Source organism: Brevibacterium sp. NPDC049920 (assembly GCF_040656435.1).
GTDB lineage: Bacteria > Actinomycetota > Actinomycetes > Actinomycetales > Brevibacteriaceae > Brevibacterium > Brevibacterium pityocampae.
In genome coordinates, this window is record NZ_JBFAMF010000003.1 from 232,713 (window position 1) to 251,573 (window position 18,861).

Annotated in this window: 16 protein-coding genes; 15 read left to right on the plus strand and 1 reads right to left on the minus strand. The window is 71.7% G+C overall.

The window, feature by feature from the left end; translation table 11 throughout:
* The first annotated feature begins 198 nt into the window (after window positions 1-198).
* The 13 genes from AB0I45_RS04295 to dapF all read left to right on the plus strand — a co-directional run bounded on the left by AB0I45_RS04295 (window position 199) and on the right by dapF (window position 14,389).
* Window positions 199-1,605, plus strand: coding sequence for an FAD-linked oxidase C-terminal domain-containing protein (locus AB0I45_RS04295; RefSeq protein WP_360317009.1), 1,407 nt, complete (start codon window positions 199-201; stop codon window positions 1,603-1,605).
* Window positions 1,606-2,052, plus strand: coding sequence for a heme-binding protein (locus AB0I45_RS04300; RefSeq protein WP_247423750.1), 447 nt, complete (start codon window positions 1,606-1,608; stop codon window positions 2,050-2,052).
* A gap of 96 nt (window positions 2,053-2,148) precedes the next feature.
* Entirely contained in the window at window positions 2,149-3,750 is a 1,602-nt protein-coding gene (aceB, locus tag AB0I45_RS04305; protein WP_137320085.1) for a malate synthase A, read from the plus strand.
* Window positions 3,751-4,043: 293 nt separating this feature from the next.
* Entirely contained in the window at window positions 4,044-6,731 is a 2,688-nt protein-coding gene (locus AB0I45_RS04310) for a DNA translocase FtsK (protein WP_360317013.1), read from the plus strand.
* A 12-nt stretch (window positions 6,732-6,743) separates the two neighbouring features.
* On the plus strand, window positions 6,744-7,358 hold the full coding sequence (pgsA, locus tag AB0I45_RS04315) for a CDP-diacylglycerol--glycerol-3-phosphate 3-phosphatidyltransferase (protein WP_247423746.1): 615 nt from the start codon (window positions 6,744-6,746) through the stop codon (window positions 7,356-7,358).
* Entirely contained in the window at window positions 7,355-7,894 is a 540-nt protein-coding gene (locus AB0I45_RS04320; protein ID WP_247423744.1) for a CinA family protein, read from the plus strand. The genes pgsA and AB0I45_RS04320 overlap by 4 nt, the downstream gene beginning before the upstream one ends.
* Before the next feature lie 184 nt (window positions 7,895-8,078).
* Window positions 8,079-8,402, plus strand: coding sequence for a helix-turn-helix transcriptional regulator (locus AB0I45_RS04325; protein WP_137320081.1), 324 nt, complete (start codon window positions 8,079-8,081; stop codon window positions 8,400-8,402).
* Window positions 8,403-8,630: a DUF3046 domain-containing protein gene (locus AB0I45_RS04330; protein ID WP_137320080.1), complete on the plus strand. Its 228-nt coding sequence runs from the start codon at window positions 8,403-8,405 to the stop codon at window positions 8,628-8,630.
* Window positions 8,631-8,895: 265 nt separating this feature from the next.
* Window positions 8,896-10,020 (plus strand): recombinase RecA, encoded by a 1,125-nt coding sequence (gene recA / locus AB0I45_RS04335; protein WP_360317019.1) that lies wholly within the window; start codon window positions 8,896-8,898, stop codon window positions 10,018-10,020.
* Entirely contained in the window at window positions 10,007-10,738 is a 732-nt protein-coding gene (locus AB0I45_RS04340) for a regulatory protein RecX (protein ID WP_360317022.1), read from the plus strand. The genes recA and AB0I45_RS04340 overlap by 14 nt, the downstream gene beginning before the upstream one ends.
* Before the next feature lie 163 nt (window positions 10,739-10,901).
* Window positions 10,902-12,401, plus strand: coding sequence for a tRNA (N6-isopentenyl adenosine(37)-C2)-methylthiotransferase MiaB (gene miaB, locus AB0I45_RS04345; RefSeq protein WP_360317025.1), 1,500 nt, complete (start codon window positions 10,902-10,904; stop codon window positions 12,399-12,401).
* Between the two features lie 117 nt (window positions 12,402-12,518).
* Window positions 12,519-13,424 carry a tRNA (adenosine(37)-N6)-dimethylallyltransferase MiaA gene (gene miaA / locus AB0I45_RS04350; protein WP_360317028.1) on the plus strand — a complete coding sequence of 302 codons (906 nt, stop codon included), beginning with the start codon at window positions 12,519-12,521 and terminating at the stop codon, window positions 13,422-13,424.
* A gap of 38 nt (window positions 13,425-13,462) precedes the next feature.
* Window positions 13,463-14,389 carry a diaminopimelate epimerase gene (gene dapF, locus AB0I45_RS04355; RefSeq protein ID WP_360317031.1) on the plus strand — a complete coding sequence of 309 codons (927 nt, stop codon included), beginning with the start codon at window positions 13,463-13,465 and terminating at the stop codon, window positions 14,387-14,389.
* A 105-nt stretch (window positions 14,390-14,494) separates the two neighbouring features.
* Here dapF and AB0I45_RS04360 read toward each other — a convergent pair whose 3' ends face one another.
* Window positions 14,495-15,115: a methyltransferase gene (locus AB0I45_RS04360; protein WP_360317034.1), complete on the minus strand. Its 621-nt coding sequence runs from the start codon at window positions 15,113-15,115 to the stop codon at window positions 14,495-14,497.
* A 206-nt stretch (window positions 15,116-15,321) separates the two neighbouring features.
* Between AB0I45_RS04360 and hflX the strand changes: the two genes are divergently transcribed.
* Complete coding sequence (gene hflX, locus AB0I45_RS04365; protein WP_345028981.1) at window positions 15,322-16,773, plus strand: GTPase HflX; 1,452 nt, start codon at window positions 15,322-15,324, stop codon at window positions 16,771-16,773.
* Entirely contained in the window at window positions 16,770-18,746 is a 1,977-nt protein-coding gene (locus tag AB0I45_RS04370) for an ATP-dependent DNA helicase (protein ID WP_360317037.1), read from the plus strand. Before hflX ends, AB0I45_RS04370 begins: the two co-directional genes overlap by 4 nt.
* The last annotated feature ends 115 nt before the right edge of the window (window positions 18,747-18,861 follow it).

Here is an 18,861-nt window from a genome sequence, read left to right on the forward strand (position 1 = left end):
ATGTGAGCGATCCCCGGCGATTCGGGAGGCCGTGCTTCCGCAGGGCAGAAAAACGTTCTCGAAATGAGACCGGGCTTCGGAAACTGATTTCACAGTGCGGAATCGCGATTTCATTCTCAAAGGAGTAGATTGCGAGTGACGAAGGTGTCGCACCTCATACTCGGCCGCGCGGCCCGCGGCCCGGGAAGGACGGAAGCCATGACCACCGTGGACGCCACGACCACTGCACAGACGCTCGAGGAGCTCGCCGCCCAGCTGCCCGACGGGGCGGTCATCACCGACCCCGTGAAGATGGAGGCCTATCGCTGGGACCGCGCCAACGACCCCGACGCGGGCATGCCGCTCGCGGTCGTCCGCGCCACCTGCACCGAGGACGTCCAGGCCGCCGTGCGCTTCGCGGCCGCGACGAACACCCCGGTGGTGCCGCGCGGAGCCGGTTCGGGGCTGTCCGGCGGATCCACCGCGCAGAACGGTGCGATCGTGCTCTCCGTCGAGCGGATGCGGGAGATCCGGATCGACCCGCTCACCCTCACCGCCGTCGCCCAGCCCGGCGCCATCAACGCCGAGGTCAAGGACGCGGCCGCGGAGCAGGGACTGTGGTACCCGCCGGACCCGGCCTCCTTCGAGTTCTGCTCGATCGGCGGGAACATCGCGACGAACGCCGGCGGTCTGTGCTGCGTGAAGTACGGCGTGACCACCGACTACGTGCTCGGGATGAAGGTCGTGCTCTCCGACGGCCGCCTCGTCACGCTCGGCGGGCCGCGCCTCAAGGACGTCGCCGGGCTGTCCCTGACGAAGCTCTTCGTCGGCAGCGAGGGCACGCTCGGCATCATCACCGAGGTGACCCTGCGCCTCATCCACATCAAGCGCAATCCGAACACCCTCGTCGCGACCTTCCGGACCCTCGACGACGCCACTCGTGCGGTGCTCGGCATCACCCAGCAGATGCGCCCCTCGATGCTCGAGTTCATGGACCGCCCGACGATCAACGCGGTCGAGGACGAGACCCGGATGGGCCTCGACCGGGAGGCCGCCGCGATGCTCATCGTGCAGTCCGACGAGCCGGCCGGCTACGCCCAGCACGAGATCGAGACCATCGCCGAGGTGTGCGAGGCGAACAACGCCACCGAGTGCTATCACACGGACGACCCCGACGAGGGCCAGGCATTCATCGCCGCCCGGCGCATCGCGATCCCCGCGGTGGAGAAGAAGGGCACGATCCTCCTCGAGGACTGCGGCGTGCCTCTGCCCGAGCTCGGGCGCCTCGTCTCCGGCATCGAGGAGATCAGCCGCAGGCGCGAGGTGCTCGTCGCCGTCATGGCCCACGCCGGGGACGGCAACACCCACCCGCTCGTCGTGTTCGACCCCACCGACGACGCGCAGCGCGAGCGCGCGCACGTGGCCTATGGCGAGATCATCGACCTCGCGGTCTCGCTCGGCGGCACGATCACCGGCGAGCACGGGGTGGGTCGCCTCAAGCGGCCGTGGCTCGGCGACTACCTGGGTCCGGACGTCCTCGAGCTCAACCACCGCATCAAGAACGCCCTCGACCCGCAGGGCATCCTCAATCCGGGCACCGTCTTCGAAGCCCAGGAAGGACGCTGAATGACCTCCGATACGACCGCCCCGGTCTACACCACCGTTCCCGTCATCACCCACGACACCGCCGCCCGTGCCGTCGCGCTGACGATCGAGGAGGGGGAGAGGGTCGGTGTGCGCGCCTGCGCGACGATCGTCGATCCCGCCCTCGGGCTCGTCGCCTACGGCCGCGCCGACGGCATGACGCCGCACAGCGTCGAGACGAGCCGGCGCAAGGCGAACACCGCCGCCTCCACCCGCCGGCCCAGCGCGCTCATGAACCCCGAGCTCGCGCAGAAGCTCGAGCACGGCACCGGCGGCCTGCTCACGAGCATCGCCGGCGGGGTGCCGCTCGTGTTCGACGGCACCCTCGTCGGCGGCCTCGGCGTCGCCGGCGGCAAGCCCGACGAGGATGCGGTGATCGCCGCGGCCGTGCTCGAACGGCTCGGGGCCGAACCTCCGGCGACGGCCTGACCCGGCCCACCGCACCGCACCGGGCCATCCGTCCGCCACAGTCCATCCCGCCACCCGCTCCAGACCGCACCCGCACCCGACACTGAGGAGTCCCTCATGACCACGACCCCGATCGACCTGCCCGACGGCCTCGAGATCACCGGCGAGATCAAGCCGGAGCACCTGTCCGTCCTCACCCCCGACGCCCTGCAGCTCATCGTCTCGCTGCACCGCGCCTTCGCCGGCACCCGCCAGGAGCGCCTCGCCGCCCGCAAGGACCGCCAGGCCCGCCTCGACGCCGGCGAGGAGCTCGACTTCCTCGAGGAGACGAAGGCGATCCGCGAGGACGACTCGTGGAAGGTGGCACCGCCCGCCCCCGGCCTCGAGGACCGCCGCGTCGAGGTCACCGGCCCGACCTACCGCAAGATGACGATCAACGCGCTCAACTCCGGGGCCAAGGTGTGGCTCGCCGACCAGGAGGACGCGAACACCCCGGCCTGGGACTCCGTGCTCGGCGGCCAGGTCAACCTGCTCGACTCCCTCAACCGGGAGATCGACTTCGTGTCCGAGCAGGGCAAGGAGTACACGCTGCGCCCGGACGAGGAGCTGCCGACCATCGTGGTCCGCCCCCGCGGCTGGCACCTCGAGGAGAAGCACATGCGGATCGACGGCGAGATCGCCTCGGGATCGCTCGTCGACTTCGCCCTCTACCTCGCGACCGCCGGCAAGGTGCAGATCGAGAAGGGCCGCGGCCCCTACTTCTACCTGCCCAAGATGGAGTCGCACCTCGAGGCGCGCCTGTGGAACGACGTGTTCATCCATGCGCAGGAGGCGCTCGGGATCCCGCGCGGCACCATCCGCGCCACCTGCCTCATCGAGACCTACCCGGCGGCGTTCGAGATGGAGGAGATCCTCTACGAGCTCCGCGAGCACTCCGCCGGCCTCAACGCCGGCCGCTGGGACTACATCTTCTCCGTCATCAAGACCCACCGTGCCAAGGGCGAGGACTGGATCCTCCCCGACCGCGCCCAGGTCACCATGACCGTGCCGTTCATGCGCGCCTACACCGAGCTCCTCGTGCGCACCTGCCACAAGCGCGGTGCCCACGCGATCGGCGGCATGAGCGCGTTCATCCCCTCCAAGGACGAGGCCGCCAACACCAAGGCCTTCGACCAGGTGGAGAAGGACAAGTCGCGCGAGGCGAACGACGGCTTCGACGGCTCGTGGGTCGCCCATCCCGGAATGGTCGAGGCCTGCCGCGCCGAGTTCACCAAGGTGCTCGGCGACAGCCCCAACCAGATCGACAAGACCCGCGAGGACGTCGCCGTCACCGCCGCCGACCTCCTGTCGGTCAAGGACACCCCCGGTGAGATCACCGAGGCCGGTCTGCGCGCGAACATCTCCGTGGGCATCCAGTACGTCGGGGCGTGGCTCAGCGGCAACGGCGCGGCCGCGATCAACGGGCTCATGGAGGACGCCGCGACCGCGGAGATCTCCCGCTCGCAGGTGTGGCAGTGGCTCCATTTCGGCGTCACCCTCACCGACACCGGGGAGGCCGTGACCAAGGAGCTCGTCGACCGGCTGATCGACGAGGAGGTCGACTCGCTGCCCGGCGGTGCCGCGCAGTGGGGCACCTCGAAGGACCTCTTCGCCCGCATGGCGACGGCCGAGGAGTACCACGACTTCCTCACCATCCCGGCCTACGAGCTGCTCGACTGATCCGAGTCGCACCGGCCGAGGCCGGTCCTGCCGCCCGGGCAGGCGACGCGGGGGCATCCACCGATCGGTGGGTGCCCCCGCGGCGTTCGCGGTGAGGACACAGGGTGCGCGAATCCCGGTTCCCGGACCCGCTTCCCCGTACCATGGGGATCATGGCGACCAGTACGACTTCCCCCGCTGCTGGTACCGGCACCAGGCGTCGACGCAGCGCGTCGACCGCACCCACCGGACGTGCGGGGGCACACGAGACCGACCCGAACGTGGTGACAGGTGCATGGATGGGAGTGGCCCGCATGGCAGGCAACAGGACCCGCAAGGTGCTCACCGAGACCCCCGATGAGCAGAGCCCGACCCGACGCGACGGCACCGCCTTCTTCCTCGTCGGGCTCGCGATCGTCGTCGCCGCCTTCGAGTGGTGGAACATCCCCGGCGCATTCGGCAACGGCGTGCGCGCCGTCATCGAGGGCTCCCTGGGGCGCGTCGCGCTCTCCCTGCCCGTGCTGCTCCTCGGCTACGCCGTGCGCCTGTTCCTGCGCGGCGAGGACACCCGCGGCAACAACCGGATCCTCATCGGTCTCATCGCCTTCGTGCTCGCCGCCGCCGGGCTCGCCCACATCGCGGCGGGCAGCCCCGGCTTCGCGAACTCGCGCGAGGCGATGATCAACGGGGGAGGGGCGCTCGGCTTCATCGTGTCCTCCCCGCTCGTCGCCGCGACCACGGTGTACGTCGCCGTCCCGCTCCTCGTGCTCCTCGGACTGTTCTCGCTCCTCGTCATCACGGCCACCCCGGTCAGCACGATCCCGCAGCGTCTCCACGGCCTCTACACCCTGCTCGTCGGCGGGGAGGCCGCGCCCCGCGAGGCCGCCGGAGCCGACGACACCGACCTCGTGCGCGACAACCGCACGACGAGCACACTCAAGCCGGTGATGGGCGCCAAGCGCCGCTCCCGGAAGAAGAAGGACGACTCCGCCCCGCAGTACGAGAAGGAGGAGGAGAAGGCCTACGACAAGGCCTACATCCACGACGCGGAGGTCGACCCCGACGCTCCCGCCGCCCCGTCCCCGGAGCCGGAGCTCTACGACGTCGACGCCGAACCGCGGGTCCGCCCCGGTCAGCGCCGCCCCACCCGGGCGGAGAAGGAGACGGCCAAGCTCAAGGCCGACCTCGGGATGGAGGACGAGGCGACCCGCGTCATCGACCGCGAGCCCGACCCCGAGGCCACCGTCCCCGCCGTGTCCACCCCGGCTCCGCAGGCCACCGGCGAGCTCCCGCAGCGCGTCGAGCAGCTCACGCTGGCCGGTGACATCACCTACACCCTCCCGAGCTCCGATCATCTGCTCGCCGGGCCCCCGGCGAAGGAGCGCTCCGAGGCCAACGACCGGGTCGTCGAGGCGCTGCGCGACGTGCTCGAGCAGTTTAACATCGACGCCGAGGTCACCGGGTTCTCCCGCGGCCCGACGGTCACCCGCTACGAGGTCGAGCTCGGCGCCGGCACCAAGGTGGAGAAGGTCACTGCGCTGAGCAAGAACATCGCGTACGCGGTGGCGAGCGCCGACGTGCGCATCCTGTCCCCGATCCCGGGCAAGAAGGCGATCGGCATCGAGATCCCCAACGCGGACCGCGAGACCGTCGCGCTCGGCGACGTGCTGCGCTCGCAGGCCGCGCGGAAGACCGACCACCCGATGGTCGTCGGCGTCGGCAAGGACGTCGAGGGCGGCTTCGTCGTCGCCGACCTGTCGAAGATGCCCCACCTGCTCGTCGCCGGCGCGACCGGCTCCGGCAAGTCGAGCTTCATCAACTCGATGATCACCTCGATCATGATGCGCGCGACCCCGGACGAGGTGCGCCTCATCCTCGTCGACCCCAAGCGCGTCGAGCTCACGATCTACGAGGGCATCCCGCACCTCATCACCCCGATCATCACCAACCCCAAGAAGGCCGCCGAGGCGCTCGAATGGGTCGTCCGCGAGATGGACGCACGCTACGACGACCTCGCGCAGTTCGGGTTCAAGCACGTCAAGGAGTTCAACAAGGCCGTCCGCGAGGGCCGTGTGCAGGTGCCGCCCGGCTCCCAGCGGGTGCTCCAGCCGTACCCGTACCTCCTCGTCGTCGTCGACGAGCTCGCCGACCTCATGATGGTCGCCCCGCGCGACGTCGAGGCCTCGATCCAGCGGATCACGCAGCTCGCCCGTGCCGCCGGCATCCACCTCGTGCTCGCCACCCAGCGCCCGAGCGTCGACGTCGTCACCGGCCTCATCAAGGCCAACGTGCCCTCGCGGCTCGCCTTCGCCACCTCCTCGCTCGCGGACTCCCGCGTCGTGCTCGACCAGCCGGGCGCGGAGAAGCTCATCGGCCAGGGCGACGCCCTGTTCCTCCCGATGGGCGCGGCGAAGCCGATGCGCGTGCAGGGTGCGTGGATCAACGAGAGCGAGATCGAGAAGGTCGTCTCCCACGTCAAGGGCCAGCTCACGCCGGTCTACCGCGAGGACGTCGCGGTGGAGAAGCCGGCGAAGCAGATCGACGAGGAGATCGGCGACGACCTCGACCTCCTGCTCCAGGCCACCGAGCTCGTCGTCACCACCCAGTTCGGCTCCACCTCGATGCTCCAGCGCAAGCTCCGGGTGGGCTTCGCCAAGGCCGGGCGCCTCATGGACCTCATGGAGTCCCGCGGCATCGTCGGCCCCTCGGAGGGGTCGAAGGCCCGCGACGTCCTCGTCACCCCCGAGGACCTGCCGGGCACGCTCGCGGTGATCCGCGGCGAGGAACCGCCGGCGGGAGAGGCCGCGCCCGCCAGCGGGGGTGCGGCCGGTGCCGCCGGAGCGGGAGCCGGTGCCGCCGGAGCGGCGGGCGCGGCGTACGGGACCGATCCGGACGCCGAGCCCACCGACGTCGTGCCGACCGTCGGGGACATCGATCCGGACACCGGGTTCGAGGTCGTCGAGGCCGGCGGCGAGGACGCCTGGGATCTCACCGGCAGGTAGGCTGGAGCGGTGATGACCGAGAAGCCGCAGCCGAGTCCGTGGAACCTGCCGAATGCGCTCACCGTGCTGCGCATCCTGCTCGTCCCGCTGTTCCTGTTCCTGCTGCTCGGCTACGACGGCCTCGACCCGATGTGGCGCCTCGGCGCGTTCGTCGTGTTCGGTCTGGCGATGCTCACCGACAAGATCGACGGGGACCTCGCGCGGCGCTGGGACCTCATCACCGACTTCGGCAAGATCGCCGATCCGATCGCCGACAAGTCCCTCATGGCCGCGGCCCTCATCGGCCTCGCCCTCATCGGTGCGCTGCCGTGGTGGATCCCGATCGTCATCCTCGTCCGCGAGTTCGGGATCACCGTGCTCCGGCTGCTCATCGTGCGCAGAGTAGTGCTGCCGGCCTCGAAGGGCGGCAAGCTCAAGACGCTCCTGCAGACGATCGCGATCGGCCTCTTCATCGTGCTCCTGCCGCTGGCCGCAGTCGTCCCCGACGGCGTGACGATCGCCGTCATCGTCATCGCCTGGGTCGTCATGACCGCCGCCGTCATCGTCACGCTCGTCACCGGGATCGACTACTGCATCCGGATCGCCCGGCTGCTGCGGGAGCCGCGCGAGCCCCGCGCCCGCGCATGAGCGGCTCGCCGGACCCGGACCCGGGCCCCGCTGTCGCCGAGGTCGTGACCGGCCTCGTCGAGCGCGGGCTCACCCTCGCGACCGCGGAGTCCCTCACCGCCGGCCTCATCGCCGCGACCCTCGTCACGGTGCCCGGCGCCTCGGCCGCGGTGCGGGGCGGTCTGATCACCTACGCCACCGACCTCAAGGCGCGTCTCGCCGGGGTCGACCCCGCGCTGCTCGACCGGGTCGGTCCGGTCGACGCCGAGGTCGCGAAGCAGATGGCCCAGGGCGCGGCCCGGGTGTGCGGCGCCGACCTCGGACTCGCGTGCACCGGAGTGGCCGGCCCGGACCCGCAGGACGGGAAGCCGGTGGGCCTCGTCCACCTCGCACTCGCCCATGCCGACGGCACCGAGCACGCGGCGCACCGCTTCTCCGGCGACCGGGCGGCGATCCGCGCCGCGACGACGGCCGCGGGGATCGCGCTCCTCGCGGAGCACCTGCGCAGCCGCGGCGCCCCGGGTCCCGGGGCCGGGCGTCGCCCGGTTCGACAGTAGCCCTCCGGCAGCGTCACAGTTCGCTGTCAATCGCCTGCGCAGGCCGGTGCGGGATGGAGCGGCCGGGTGCGGTGCGGTTAGGCTACAGGGAACAAATCGGTGGCGTCGGCGGTTGCATCCTTCACATGGATAGAGTTCTGAACCGAGACCGCACCCACCGTCCGCTGCTACCGGGAGGATCGTCATGACGCTGCTGCGCACCGAGATCGGCGACTCCCTGCGTGCCGCCCGCCGGCGCCAGAACCGCACTCTGCGCGACGTCTCCACCGGCGCGAGCGTGTCGCTCGGCTACCTCAGCGAGATCGAGCGCGGCCAGAAGGAGGCCTCCTCGGAGCTCCTGTCCGCGATCTGCGAGGCCCTCGATCTGCCCGTGTCCTCCCTGCTCCGCGAGGTCAGCGACCGGTTCGCGATCAGCGAGGGCGTGGAGATCCCGGACACCGTCCCGGTGGAGATGTCCCGGCGCGTGCTCCAGGGCGAACCGGCCGATGCCCTGGCCGGGCCCGCCTGAATGCGTCACACGCTCTACTGGACGTTGATGAACGAGGAGTTCGGACAGGTCCGCGCGGAATCCCTCCACACCGACCTCGCCCTGTCCACGCTGGGCTCACGCACCGCGGCCGAGGCCTTCGACGCCGGAATCGAGCCGCGCGACATCTGGACCGCGATCTGCGAGGCCACCGGGGTGCCCCCGGAGCGGCGGCTCGGCCGCGACACCCCGCGCGCAGCACCCTTCTGAGGCGGCGTGCGCCCGTTGCCGGTGCCGGGTGCTGGGGACAGGCGACGACGGCCCGCCGTCCGCGGGTCACAGCATCGCCACGACACGCCCGGACATATCGAACAGGTGTTCCCATTCCGGGTTAGGATGGGTCCCATGACGGGTTCGGCTGTGACCCGGGGACGCGCGCACCACCGTTCTCATCCACAGCCGGGCCGCTGATCCGGACCCGTGTCCGTGCCGCGTTCTAGAGTGCTGGCAGACGGACCCACCCAAGGAGGAACCCATGGCAGCACGCACCCCCCGCTCACCGCAGACCGGCTCGGCGGACAACAAGTCCAAGGCGCTCGAGGCCGCGCTCGGCCAGATCGACCGCCAGTACGGCAAGGGCGCAGTGATGCGCCTGGGCGACGAGACCCGCGCCCCGATCGAGTACATCCCGACCGGCTCGATCGCCCTCGACATCGCGCTCGGCATCGGCGGACTCCCGCGCGGCCGCGTCGTCGAGATCTACGGCCCGGAGTCCTCGGGCAAGACGACCGTGGCGCTCCACGCCGTGGCGAGCGCCCAGCGCGCCGGCGGCATCGCCGGCTTCATCGACGCCGAGCACGCGCTCGACCCGGAGTACGCGAAGAAGCTCGGCGTCGACACCGACCAGCTGCTCGTCTCGCAGCCGGACACCGGTGAGCAGGCGCTCGAGATCGCGGACATGCTCATCCGCTCCGGAGCGCTCGACGTCATCGTCATCGACTCCGTCGCCGCGCTCGTCCCCAAGGCGGAGATCGAGGGCGAGATGGGCGACTCCCACGTCGGCCTCCAGGCCCGCCTCATGTCCCAGGCGCTGCGCAAGATCACCGGTGCGCTCGCCCACTCGAAGACCACCGCGATCTTCATCAACCAGCTCCGCGAGAAGGTCGGCGTGTTCTTCGGCTCCCCGGAGACCACCTCCGGTGGCAAGGCGCTGAAGTTCTACGCCTCGGTGCGCCTCGACGTGCGCCGCATCGAGACGCTCAAGGAGGCCGGCGAGGCCGTCGGCAACCGCACCCGCGTCAAGGTCGTGAAGAACAAGATCGCCCCGCCCTTCAAGCAGGCGGAGTTCGACATCATCTACGGCCAGGGGATCTCCCGCGAGGGCAGCCTCATCGACATGGGCGTGGACAACGGCATCGTCCGCAAGTCCGGCTCCTGGTTCACCTACGACGGGGACCAGCTCGGGCAGGGCAAGGAGAACGTCAGGAACTTCCTCCGCGACAACCCGGGCCTGGCCGAGGAGATCGAGCTCAAGATCAAGCACAAGCTCGGCCTCATCGCCGAACTCCCGGACGCGCCCGCCGAGGATGCCGCAGCACCGGCACCGGCACCGGCCGACGACCCGGCGGCCGCGCCGGAGAAGAGCAATGTCGACTTCTGACGCGCACCGCCGCGAGGACCGCTCCCCGGAGGCGGTCCTCGCGGCGGCCCGGCAGGCCATCGACGAGGTCATGGCCCGCTCGAGCAGCGGGGCGACCGGCGATTCCGGTGCCGCCGGGTCACCTGACGGTGGCGCACCGCTGCCCGGCGGGCTCGCCGGGGTGTGGCGGGGTGCCGAGCGCGCCCCGGTGCCTGCAGCACCTGCGGCATCCGATGCCGAGGACGAGTCCGCGGCACTCGCCGGCGGGGTGAGCCCGGACGACCCGGAGTACAAGCGCGCGAAGAAGCGGGCGCTCAACATGCTCGCCGCCCGCGACCATGCGACCGAGGAGCTCCGGTCGAAGCTCCTGCGCAAGGAGCACCCCGAGGACGTCGTCGACACCCTGCTCGACCGGCTCACCGCCTCCGGGCTGCTCGACGACGAGCAGTTCGCCGCCGGCTTCGTGCGCGCCCGCCGGGAATCCCGCGCGCTCTCCGTACGGGCCCTCCGCCAGGAGCTCACGAAGAAGGGGATCCCTGAATCCGTCAGCGAGCACGCGCTCGAGGACCTCGACGACGAGTACGACCTCGCCTACGAGGTCGCGCTGAAGAAGGCGCGGAGCACCGCGAACCTGCCCCACGACACACGACTGCGCCGCACGCTCGGCATGCTTGCCCGGCGCGGCTTCCCCCAATCCGTGTGCATGGCCGCAGCCCGCCGTGCTCTCGAGGACGCCTGAGCATTCCGAGGGCGCGTTCGATTCCCGCGACGCACCCTGGCTCGCGACGTTCCTCTGTCCGTGACGTCCCCCTGTCTTCGACTCTCCCGACCCGGCGTTCCCGGAGTCGACGGCCATGGAGCCTTCGGGGCAGCACGGGAGGCCTCGGTACACTGGAGCCCTGATGACTGACACCACCGCACCCCCGCTGCCGCTGACCGAGGCCCCCGCAGATGCCCGCACCTACGCGGTGACGACCTACGGGTGCCAGATGAACGTCCACGACTCCGAACGGCTCTCGGGCCTCCTCGACGACGCAGGCTACCGGCCGGCCGACACCGGCGAGACCGCCGACATCGTCGTGTTCAACACCTGCGCCGTCCGTGAGAACGCGGACAACCGCCTCTACGGCAACCTCGGACGCCTCGCCCAGGTCAAGAAGGAGCGCCCGGGCATGCAGATCGCCGTCGGCGGCTGCATGGCCCAGAAGGATCGCGCCGCGATCGTCGAGCGGGCCCCGTGGGTCGACGTCGTGTTCGGCACCCACAACATGGGCTCGCTGCCTGCGCTCCTCGACCGCGCCCGCCACAACGAGGAGGCGCAGGTCGAGATCCTCGAGAGCCTCGACGTGTTCCCCTCGACCCTGCCCACCCGGCGGGAGTCGCACCATTCCGGCTGGGTGTCGATCTCCGTCGGCTGCAACAACACGTGCACCTTCTGCATCGTGCCCGCGCTGCGCGGCAGGGAGAAGGACCGCCGGCCCGGCGACATCCTCGCCGAGGTCCAGGCACTCGCCGCCGACGGCGTCATCGAGGTCACCCTGCTCGGCCAGAACGTCAACTCCTACGGGGCGGAGTTCCGCGACCGCGGCGCCTTCGCCAAGCTGCTCCGCGCCGTCGGCGCGGTCGAGGGGATCGAGCGGGTGCGCTTCACCAGCCCCCACCCGGCGGCGTTCTCCGACGACGTCATCGACGCGATGGCGGAGACTCCCACGGTGATGCCGCAGCTCCACATGCCGCTCCAGTCCGGCTCGGACCGGATCCTCAAGGCGATGCGCCGCTCCTACCGCACCTCGCGCTTCCTCGGCATCCTCGAGAAGGTGCGCGAGGGCATCCCGCACGCCGCGATCACCACCGACATCATCGTCGGCTTCCCGGGGGAGACCGAGGAGGACTTCCAGGGCACCCTCGACATCGTCCGCCGGTCTCGCTTCGCCCAGGCCTTCACTTTCCAGTACTCCAAGCGTCCCGGCACGCCGGCGGCGGACATGCCCGACCAGCTCCCCAAGGAGGTCGTGCAGGAGCGCTTCGAGCGACTCGTCGCCCTCCAGGACGAGATCTCCTGGGAGGAGAACCGCGCCCAGGTGGGCCGCCGGGTCGAGGTGCTCATCACCTCCCTTCCCGACAGCGAGCACCACCGGTACACCGGCCGTGCCGCCGACAACCGGCTCGTCCACGTCGGCCCCACCGGCCCGCTGCCCACCGTGCGTCCCGGCGACCTCCTCAGCGCCGAGGTGAGCGAGGCCCGGCCGTTCTTCCTCATCGCCGACGGTCCGGCCCTCGTGCGGCCCACCGCCTCCGGCGACGCCTGGGACCGCGCACAGGCCGACTCCTGCGGCACCGGCGGCGGCGCACCCGGCGGGCCCACCGTGCTCGGCATGCCCACCCTGCGCCCCCGGAGCTGATCCGTGCCGGCCCGCGCCGCACACCCCGACGGCCCCGGAGCATCTCACGGCCCCGAAGACCCGGTCGATCCCGCGCACCCGGACGGGCCCGACCGCCCGGACGCCTCCGACCATCCCGTGATCAACGTCGTCGGCGCGACCGCGACCGGCAAGTCCGAGCTCGCGATCGCCCTCGCCCAGCGCCTCGGCGGGGAGATCATCAACGCCGATGCGATGCAGTTCTACCGCGGCATGGACATCGGCACCGCGAAGCTCGCGCCCGGTGAGCGCGGCGGCATCGCCCACCACCTCCTCGACATCCTCGACGTCGACGAGGACGCCTCTGTCGCGACCTTCCAGCGCGAGGCTCGCGCCCTCATCACCGCGATCCGCGGCCGCGGGCACGTGCCGATCCTCGTCGGCGGCTCCGGCCTCTACGTGCGCGCCGCGACGGATCGGATGGCGTTCCCCGGCACCGACCCGCAGGTCCGGGCCCGGCTCGAGGCCGAGGCGCACGACCACGGCAGCACGGTCCTCCACCGGCGGCTCGCCGGGCTCGACCCGGAGGCGGCGCAGACCATCGCCCCGGCCGACACCCGGCGGGTGGTGCGCGCCCTCGAGGTGCTCGAGATCACCGGCGAGCCCTTCAGCGCCCAGCTGCCGCGCTACGAGTACGCCCTGCCCACCGTGCAGGTGGGGCTCGCCCTCGACCGGGCGACCCTGCACGAGCGGATCGCAGCCCGCGTCGAGCGCATGTGGGAGGCCGGCTGGGTCGACGAGGTGCGGACCCTGCTGCCGCGCGGCCTGCTCACCGGCACCACCGCCCGGCAGGCGATCGGTTACGCCCAGATCGTCGACCTGCTCGCCGGCCGCGTCGCCGAGCTCGCCGCCCGCGAATCGACGATCGTGCGCACCCGCCAGTTCGCCAAGCGGCAGGACACGTGGTTCCGGCGCGACCCCCGGATCCGCTGGCTGCCCGCGGGCGCCTCGGCCGTCGATCGCGCTCTCGAGATCCTCAGGGCGGACGGCGGCGCGCAGCGGTAGATCGGGGCAGCAGCAGAGCGGAGCAGTAGACTGGCCGGGTGACTACGTACGCACTCACCCGGGGCCACGGCACCGCCAACGACTTCGTCCTCCTCGCCGATCTCGACGGCGCCGCCGACCTCTCTCCCGAAGCGGTCGCCCTGCTGTGCGATCGTCGGCGCGGCGTGGGCGGCGACGGTCTCATCCGGGTGGTCCGTTCGGCAGCGGCCGGGATCCCCGAAGCCGTGGACGCCCACACGGTCGGTGCCGAATGGTTCATGGACTACCGCAACGCCGACGGCTCGATCGCGGAGATGTGCGGCAACGGCGTGCGCGTCTTCGCCCACTACCTCGTCGAGCACGGCCTCGCCGACCTCGCCGCCGGACCGCTCGCCGTGGGCACCCGGGCCGGCGTCAAGCACGTCGCCCGGGTCCCGGACCCCACCGGCGCGCAGGAGGCCTGGTACCGCGTCGACATGGGCCGCTGGGAGTTCCCGCGCCCGATCACCGAGGGTGCCGACTCGCTCGTCGACACCGCCGGCATCGACGTCCCCCGTCCGGCGATCAGCGTCGACATGGGCAACCCCCATACCGTCGTCGCGCTCGCCGGGGCCGAGGAGCTCGCCGCCGCCGACCTCACCCGGCTCCCGGCGGTCGACCCGCTGCCCGCGCACGGCACCAACGTCGAGTACATCGTCATCGAGCCCGACCACGACGGAGACCCGTCGACCGGCCGGCTCGCGATGCGAGTCCACGAGCGCGGGGTGGGGGAGACGCAGTCGTGCGGCACCGGGGCCTGCGCGGCCGCGCTCGCCGCCCGCTTCTGGGCCGGGGAGCACGGCCCGACGACCTGGACGATCGCTCTGCCCGGCGGCACCGTCGAGGTCGAGATCACCGAGAGCTCGGTCGCCCTGTCCGGTCCTGCCGTGCTCATCGGCGACGTGGTGCCGACCGCGGAGTTCGCCGCAGCCCTCGCCGCGCGCTGACAGGCCGCGCAGCTCCCGGATCCTCGCCCTATCAGCCTGTGTGTGCGCGGGACCGTGTGCCGGCGAGCGGAGGTCAACGGTTCCGGAAGGTATGATCCCCGGCTCTCAGTCGGCTGAGCGCGTCACGACGAGGACGCGGAAGCCCTTCGCCGAGGAGTGCTTGGCCACCGTGTAGCCCGCGCCGAGCATGTCGGCGATCCACACCCGGAGCGAATCGGCGCCGAGGTTCTTCGACACGACGAGCCACGCCTGCCCGCCCGGGGCGAGCCTCGGCAGCCAGGTCTCCAGCAGCCCGTGGAGGACCTCCTTGCCCACCCGGATCGGTGGGTTGGACCAGATCGCGTCGAACGCGATGTCGGCGGGCACCTCGGCGGCGGTGACGGTCCGGATCGCATCCAACCCGAGGTCGCGGGCATTGCAGGCGGTGAGCTCGAGGGCCCGCTCGTTGACGTCGAGCGCCCAGATCCGCACCGCGGTCCCCGCTTGACGCGCCTCGAGACCGGCCTGCAGGGAGATCGGCCCCCAGCCGCACCCGAGGTCGAGCAGCTCCCCGGCCGGCGGCTCCGGCAGCGCCTTGAGCAGCACCTGCGTGCCGAGGTCGAGTCGGCCGGGGGAGAACACGCCACCGGCCGTCGTCACCGCGACCTCCCGGCCCGCGAGCCGGGCGGTGATCGTCCGGAGCGGCCCGGGCGCGGAAGGATTCGCGGAGAAATAGTGTTCAGTCATCACGCCCATGGTAATCCGCGCACCGGCCGCCGCCCAGCGCGCCTGTGGGAGAATGGAAGACCGACCACTACCGAGAGAAGTCGATGCCCGTGACCGGATCCACCCCGGATTCCCCCGTCGATCGTCCGACGACCGACCAGCTGTCGAACGGCACCCCGCACGACGACCCGAGCACCGTCCCGACCAGCGAGGACCGACGGCGCGCGATGATCGACCGCGTCCTCTCCCGGGCCGGCACCGCGCTCACCGACGAGCAGCTCACGCACGAGGACGAGACCCAGCTCGACGTGCTCGAGCGGCGCGCCCTGCGCCGCGTCGACGGACTGTCGACCGAGCTCGAGGACGTCACCGAGGTCGAGTACCGGCAGCTGCGCCTCGAGAAGGTCGTGCTCGCCGGGCTCTACACCTCCGGCACCGCACTCGAGGCGGAGACCTCCCTGCGGGAGCTCGCCGCGCTCGCCGAGACCGCCGGCTCGACCGTGCTCGACGGCCTGCTCCAGCGTCGTGACACCCCGGACCCGGGAACGTTCTTCGGGCGCGGCAAGGCCCAGGAGCTCGCGGAGATCGTCGCCGCCGTCGGCGCGGACACCGTCGTCGTCGACTCCGAGCTCGCCCCCGGCCAGCGGCGCGGGCTCGAGGACGTCGTCAAGGTCAAGGTCATCGACCGGGTGGCGCTCATCCTCGACATCTTCGCCCAGCACGCCAAGAGCCGCGAGGGCAAGGCCCAGGTCGAGCTCGCCCAGCTCGAGTACCTGCTGCCGCGGCTGCGCGGCTGGGGCGAGTCGATGTCCCGGCAGGCCGGCGGCCGGGTGGCCGGCGGTGAGGGCATCGGCTCGCGTGGTCCGGGTGAGACGAAGATCGAGCTCGACCGGCGCCGCATCCGCACCCGGATGGCCAAGCTCCGCAAGCAGATCAAGGCGATGGAGCCCTCGCGGGAGACCAAGCGCGCCAACCGGACGCGCAACCACGTGCCGAGCGCGGCGATCGTCGGCTACACCAACGCCGGCAAGTCCTCCCTCCTCAACCGGCTCACCGCCGCCGGCGTCATGGTGCAGAACGTCCTGTTCGCCACCCTCGACCCGACGGTGCGGCAGGCGCAGACGGCCGACGGCCGCGACTTCACCTACACCGACACCGTGGGCTTCGTCCGCAACCTGCCCCACCAGCTCGTCGAGGCGTTCCGCTCGACCCTCGAGGAGGCCGCCTACGCCGACCTCCTCGTCCACGTGGTCGACGCCTCCCACCCGGACCCGACGAGCCAGATCCAGGCGGTGCGCGATGTCCTCGCCGACGTCGACACCGCCGACATCGGCGAACTCATCGTCTTCAACAAGGCCGACATCGCCGACCCGGTCGCCCTCTCCGCGCTGCTCCGCGCCCACCCGGGTGCGCTCGCGGTGTCCGCCGCGAACGGGGCGGGGATCGCCGAGCTCGAGGCGCGCATTGCCGAGCTCCTGCCCGAGCCCGAGCACGAGCTCACCGTCCTCCTGCCCTACGACCGCGGCGACCTCGTGTCCCGCATCCACGACGAGGGCACCGTGCTCGAGGAGAAGCACCTGGCGGAGGGCACCGCAGTGCAGGCGCGCGTCGACTCCGACCTCCTCAGCGAGCTCGAGGAGTACCGCAAGCCGGACATGTTCTCCGGGCCGGCTGCGTGACCGCGACCGCCGACCTCCTCGCGAGTGCCGTCGCCGCGCTGGGCGGCAGCCCGCGGGAGGGACAGCAGACCATGGCCGAGGCCGTCGCCGGCGCGCTCGGCTCGGAGACCCACCTCCTCGTCCAGGCCGGCACCGGGACCGGGAAGTCGCTGGCCTACCTCGTGCCCGCGCTCGAGCACGCCGTGCGCACCGGCGAGCGGGTCGTGGTGTCGACGGCGACCCTGGCGCTGCAGAACCAGATCGTCAACCGCGACGTGCCCCGCCTGCTCAAGGCGCTCGGCGGAGACCTCGAGCGCAAGCCGCGCGCCGCGGTCCTCAAGGGCCGCCGCAACTACGTGTGCAAGCACAAGCTCGACGGCGGCTATCCCGATGACGCGCTCGGCATGCTGTTCGACCTCGGGGCCGACGACGCCGCCGGGCGCGGCTCCGCCTCGGCGTCCGCGTCCGCGCTCGGCGAGGAGATCCAGCGGGTGCGCAGCTGGGAGCGGATCACCGAGTCCGGGGACCGCGACGACCTCGTCCCCGGCGTCTCCGACCGGGCCTGGGCCCAGGTGTCGGTCAACGCCTTCGACTGCCTCGGCTCGAAGTGCCCGGTGTTCGAGGAGTGCTACGCGGAGCGGGCGAAGATCGCCGCGGCCGCAGCCGACCTCGTCGTCACCAACCATGCGCTGCTCGCGATCGACGCCTTCGGGGACCACGCGGTGCTGCCCGAGCACGACGCCGTCGTCATCGACGAGGCCCACGAGCTGCGCGACCGGGTGACGAACGCGCTCTCCGGTTCGCTCACCGTCGCCATGCTCCACGCCGCCGCGCAGGCCGCGCGGAAGAACACCGCCGTGCAGGACGGGGTGATCGGGCTCCTCGAGACCGCCGCCTCCGCCTTCGACAAGGCGCTCCAGGCGACCACCGAGGGGCTGCTCCAGGTCTGGCCCGAAGCGCTCACCACCGCCGTCATCGCCGTCCGCGACGCAGCCCGGCAGATCCTCGCCGAGGCCGGTCGCGGCACCGAGTCCAAGGAGGCCGACGCCGGCCTGCAGATGGCCCGGGCCCGCCTCCAGGAGGTGTTCGAGCTCGCCGAGCGGATGAGCGAGCTCGCCGACAACGACGTCACCTGGGTCACCCGCTCGACCTTCCGGGAGACGGAGACCGTCTCCCTCGTCGTCGCTCCGCTCAGCGTCGCCGGCACCATGCGCAACGGGATCTTCGCCGAGTCCACCGTCGTCGCCACCTCGGCGACCCTGGCACTCGGCGGCCGGTTCGAGCCCGTGGCCGCCTCGCTCGGCCTCGCCGGTCCCGAGGCGCCCCGGTACGACGCGATCGATGTCGGCTCCCCGTTCGACTATCCCAAGCAGGCGATCCTCTACGTCGCCTCCGGGCTGCCCCGACCGGCGCGCAGCGGGCTCAACGAGGAGATGATCGCCGAGCTGCGCGAGCTCGTCACCGCCTCGCGCGGCGGTGCGCTCGGACTGTTCTCCTCCCGCTTCGCCGCCGAGCAGGCCGCGACGGCCCTGCGCGAGACGCTCGACACGCCGGTGCTGCTCCAGGGGGAGGAGTCGCTCGCCGCGCTCGTCGCCCGGTTCTCCGCGGAGGACGACACCTCGCTGTTCGGCACGATGTCGCTGTGGCAGGGGGTCGACGTGCCGGGCCGCACGTGCCGGCTCGTCGTCATCGACCGGATCCCGTTTCCGCGCCCCGACGACCCCCTCACCCGTGCGCGCACGCAGGCCGCCGAGCGGAACCGCGCCAACGGCTTCATGACGGTCAGCGCCACCCACGCCGCGCTCCGGCTCGCGCAGGGGGTCGGCCGGCTCATCCGCACCACCGACGACCGCGGCGTGGTCGCCGTGCTCGACTCCCGGCTGCGCACCGCGCGTTACGGAGGCTTCCTCGCCGATTCGCTGCCTCCGATGTGGCGCACCGAGGACGGCGCGGCCGTGCGCTCCGCCCTCTCCCGCCTCGCCGAGCAGGACTGAGGCCGACCGCCGGGGTACGACGAGGGCGGGATCAGACGAAGTCTGGGTGGGGCGCGGCCGGGCACAACGAGGGCGGAGCACCGATCGGTGCTCCGCCCTCGTGACGCTGCGGACG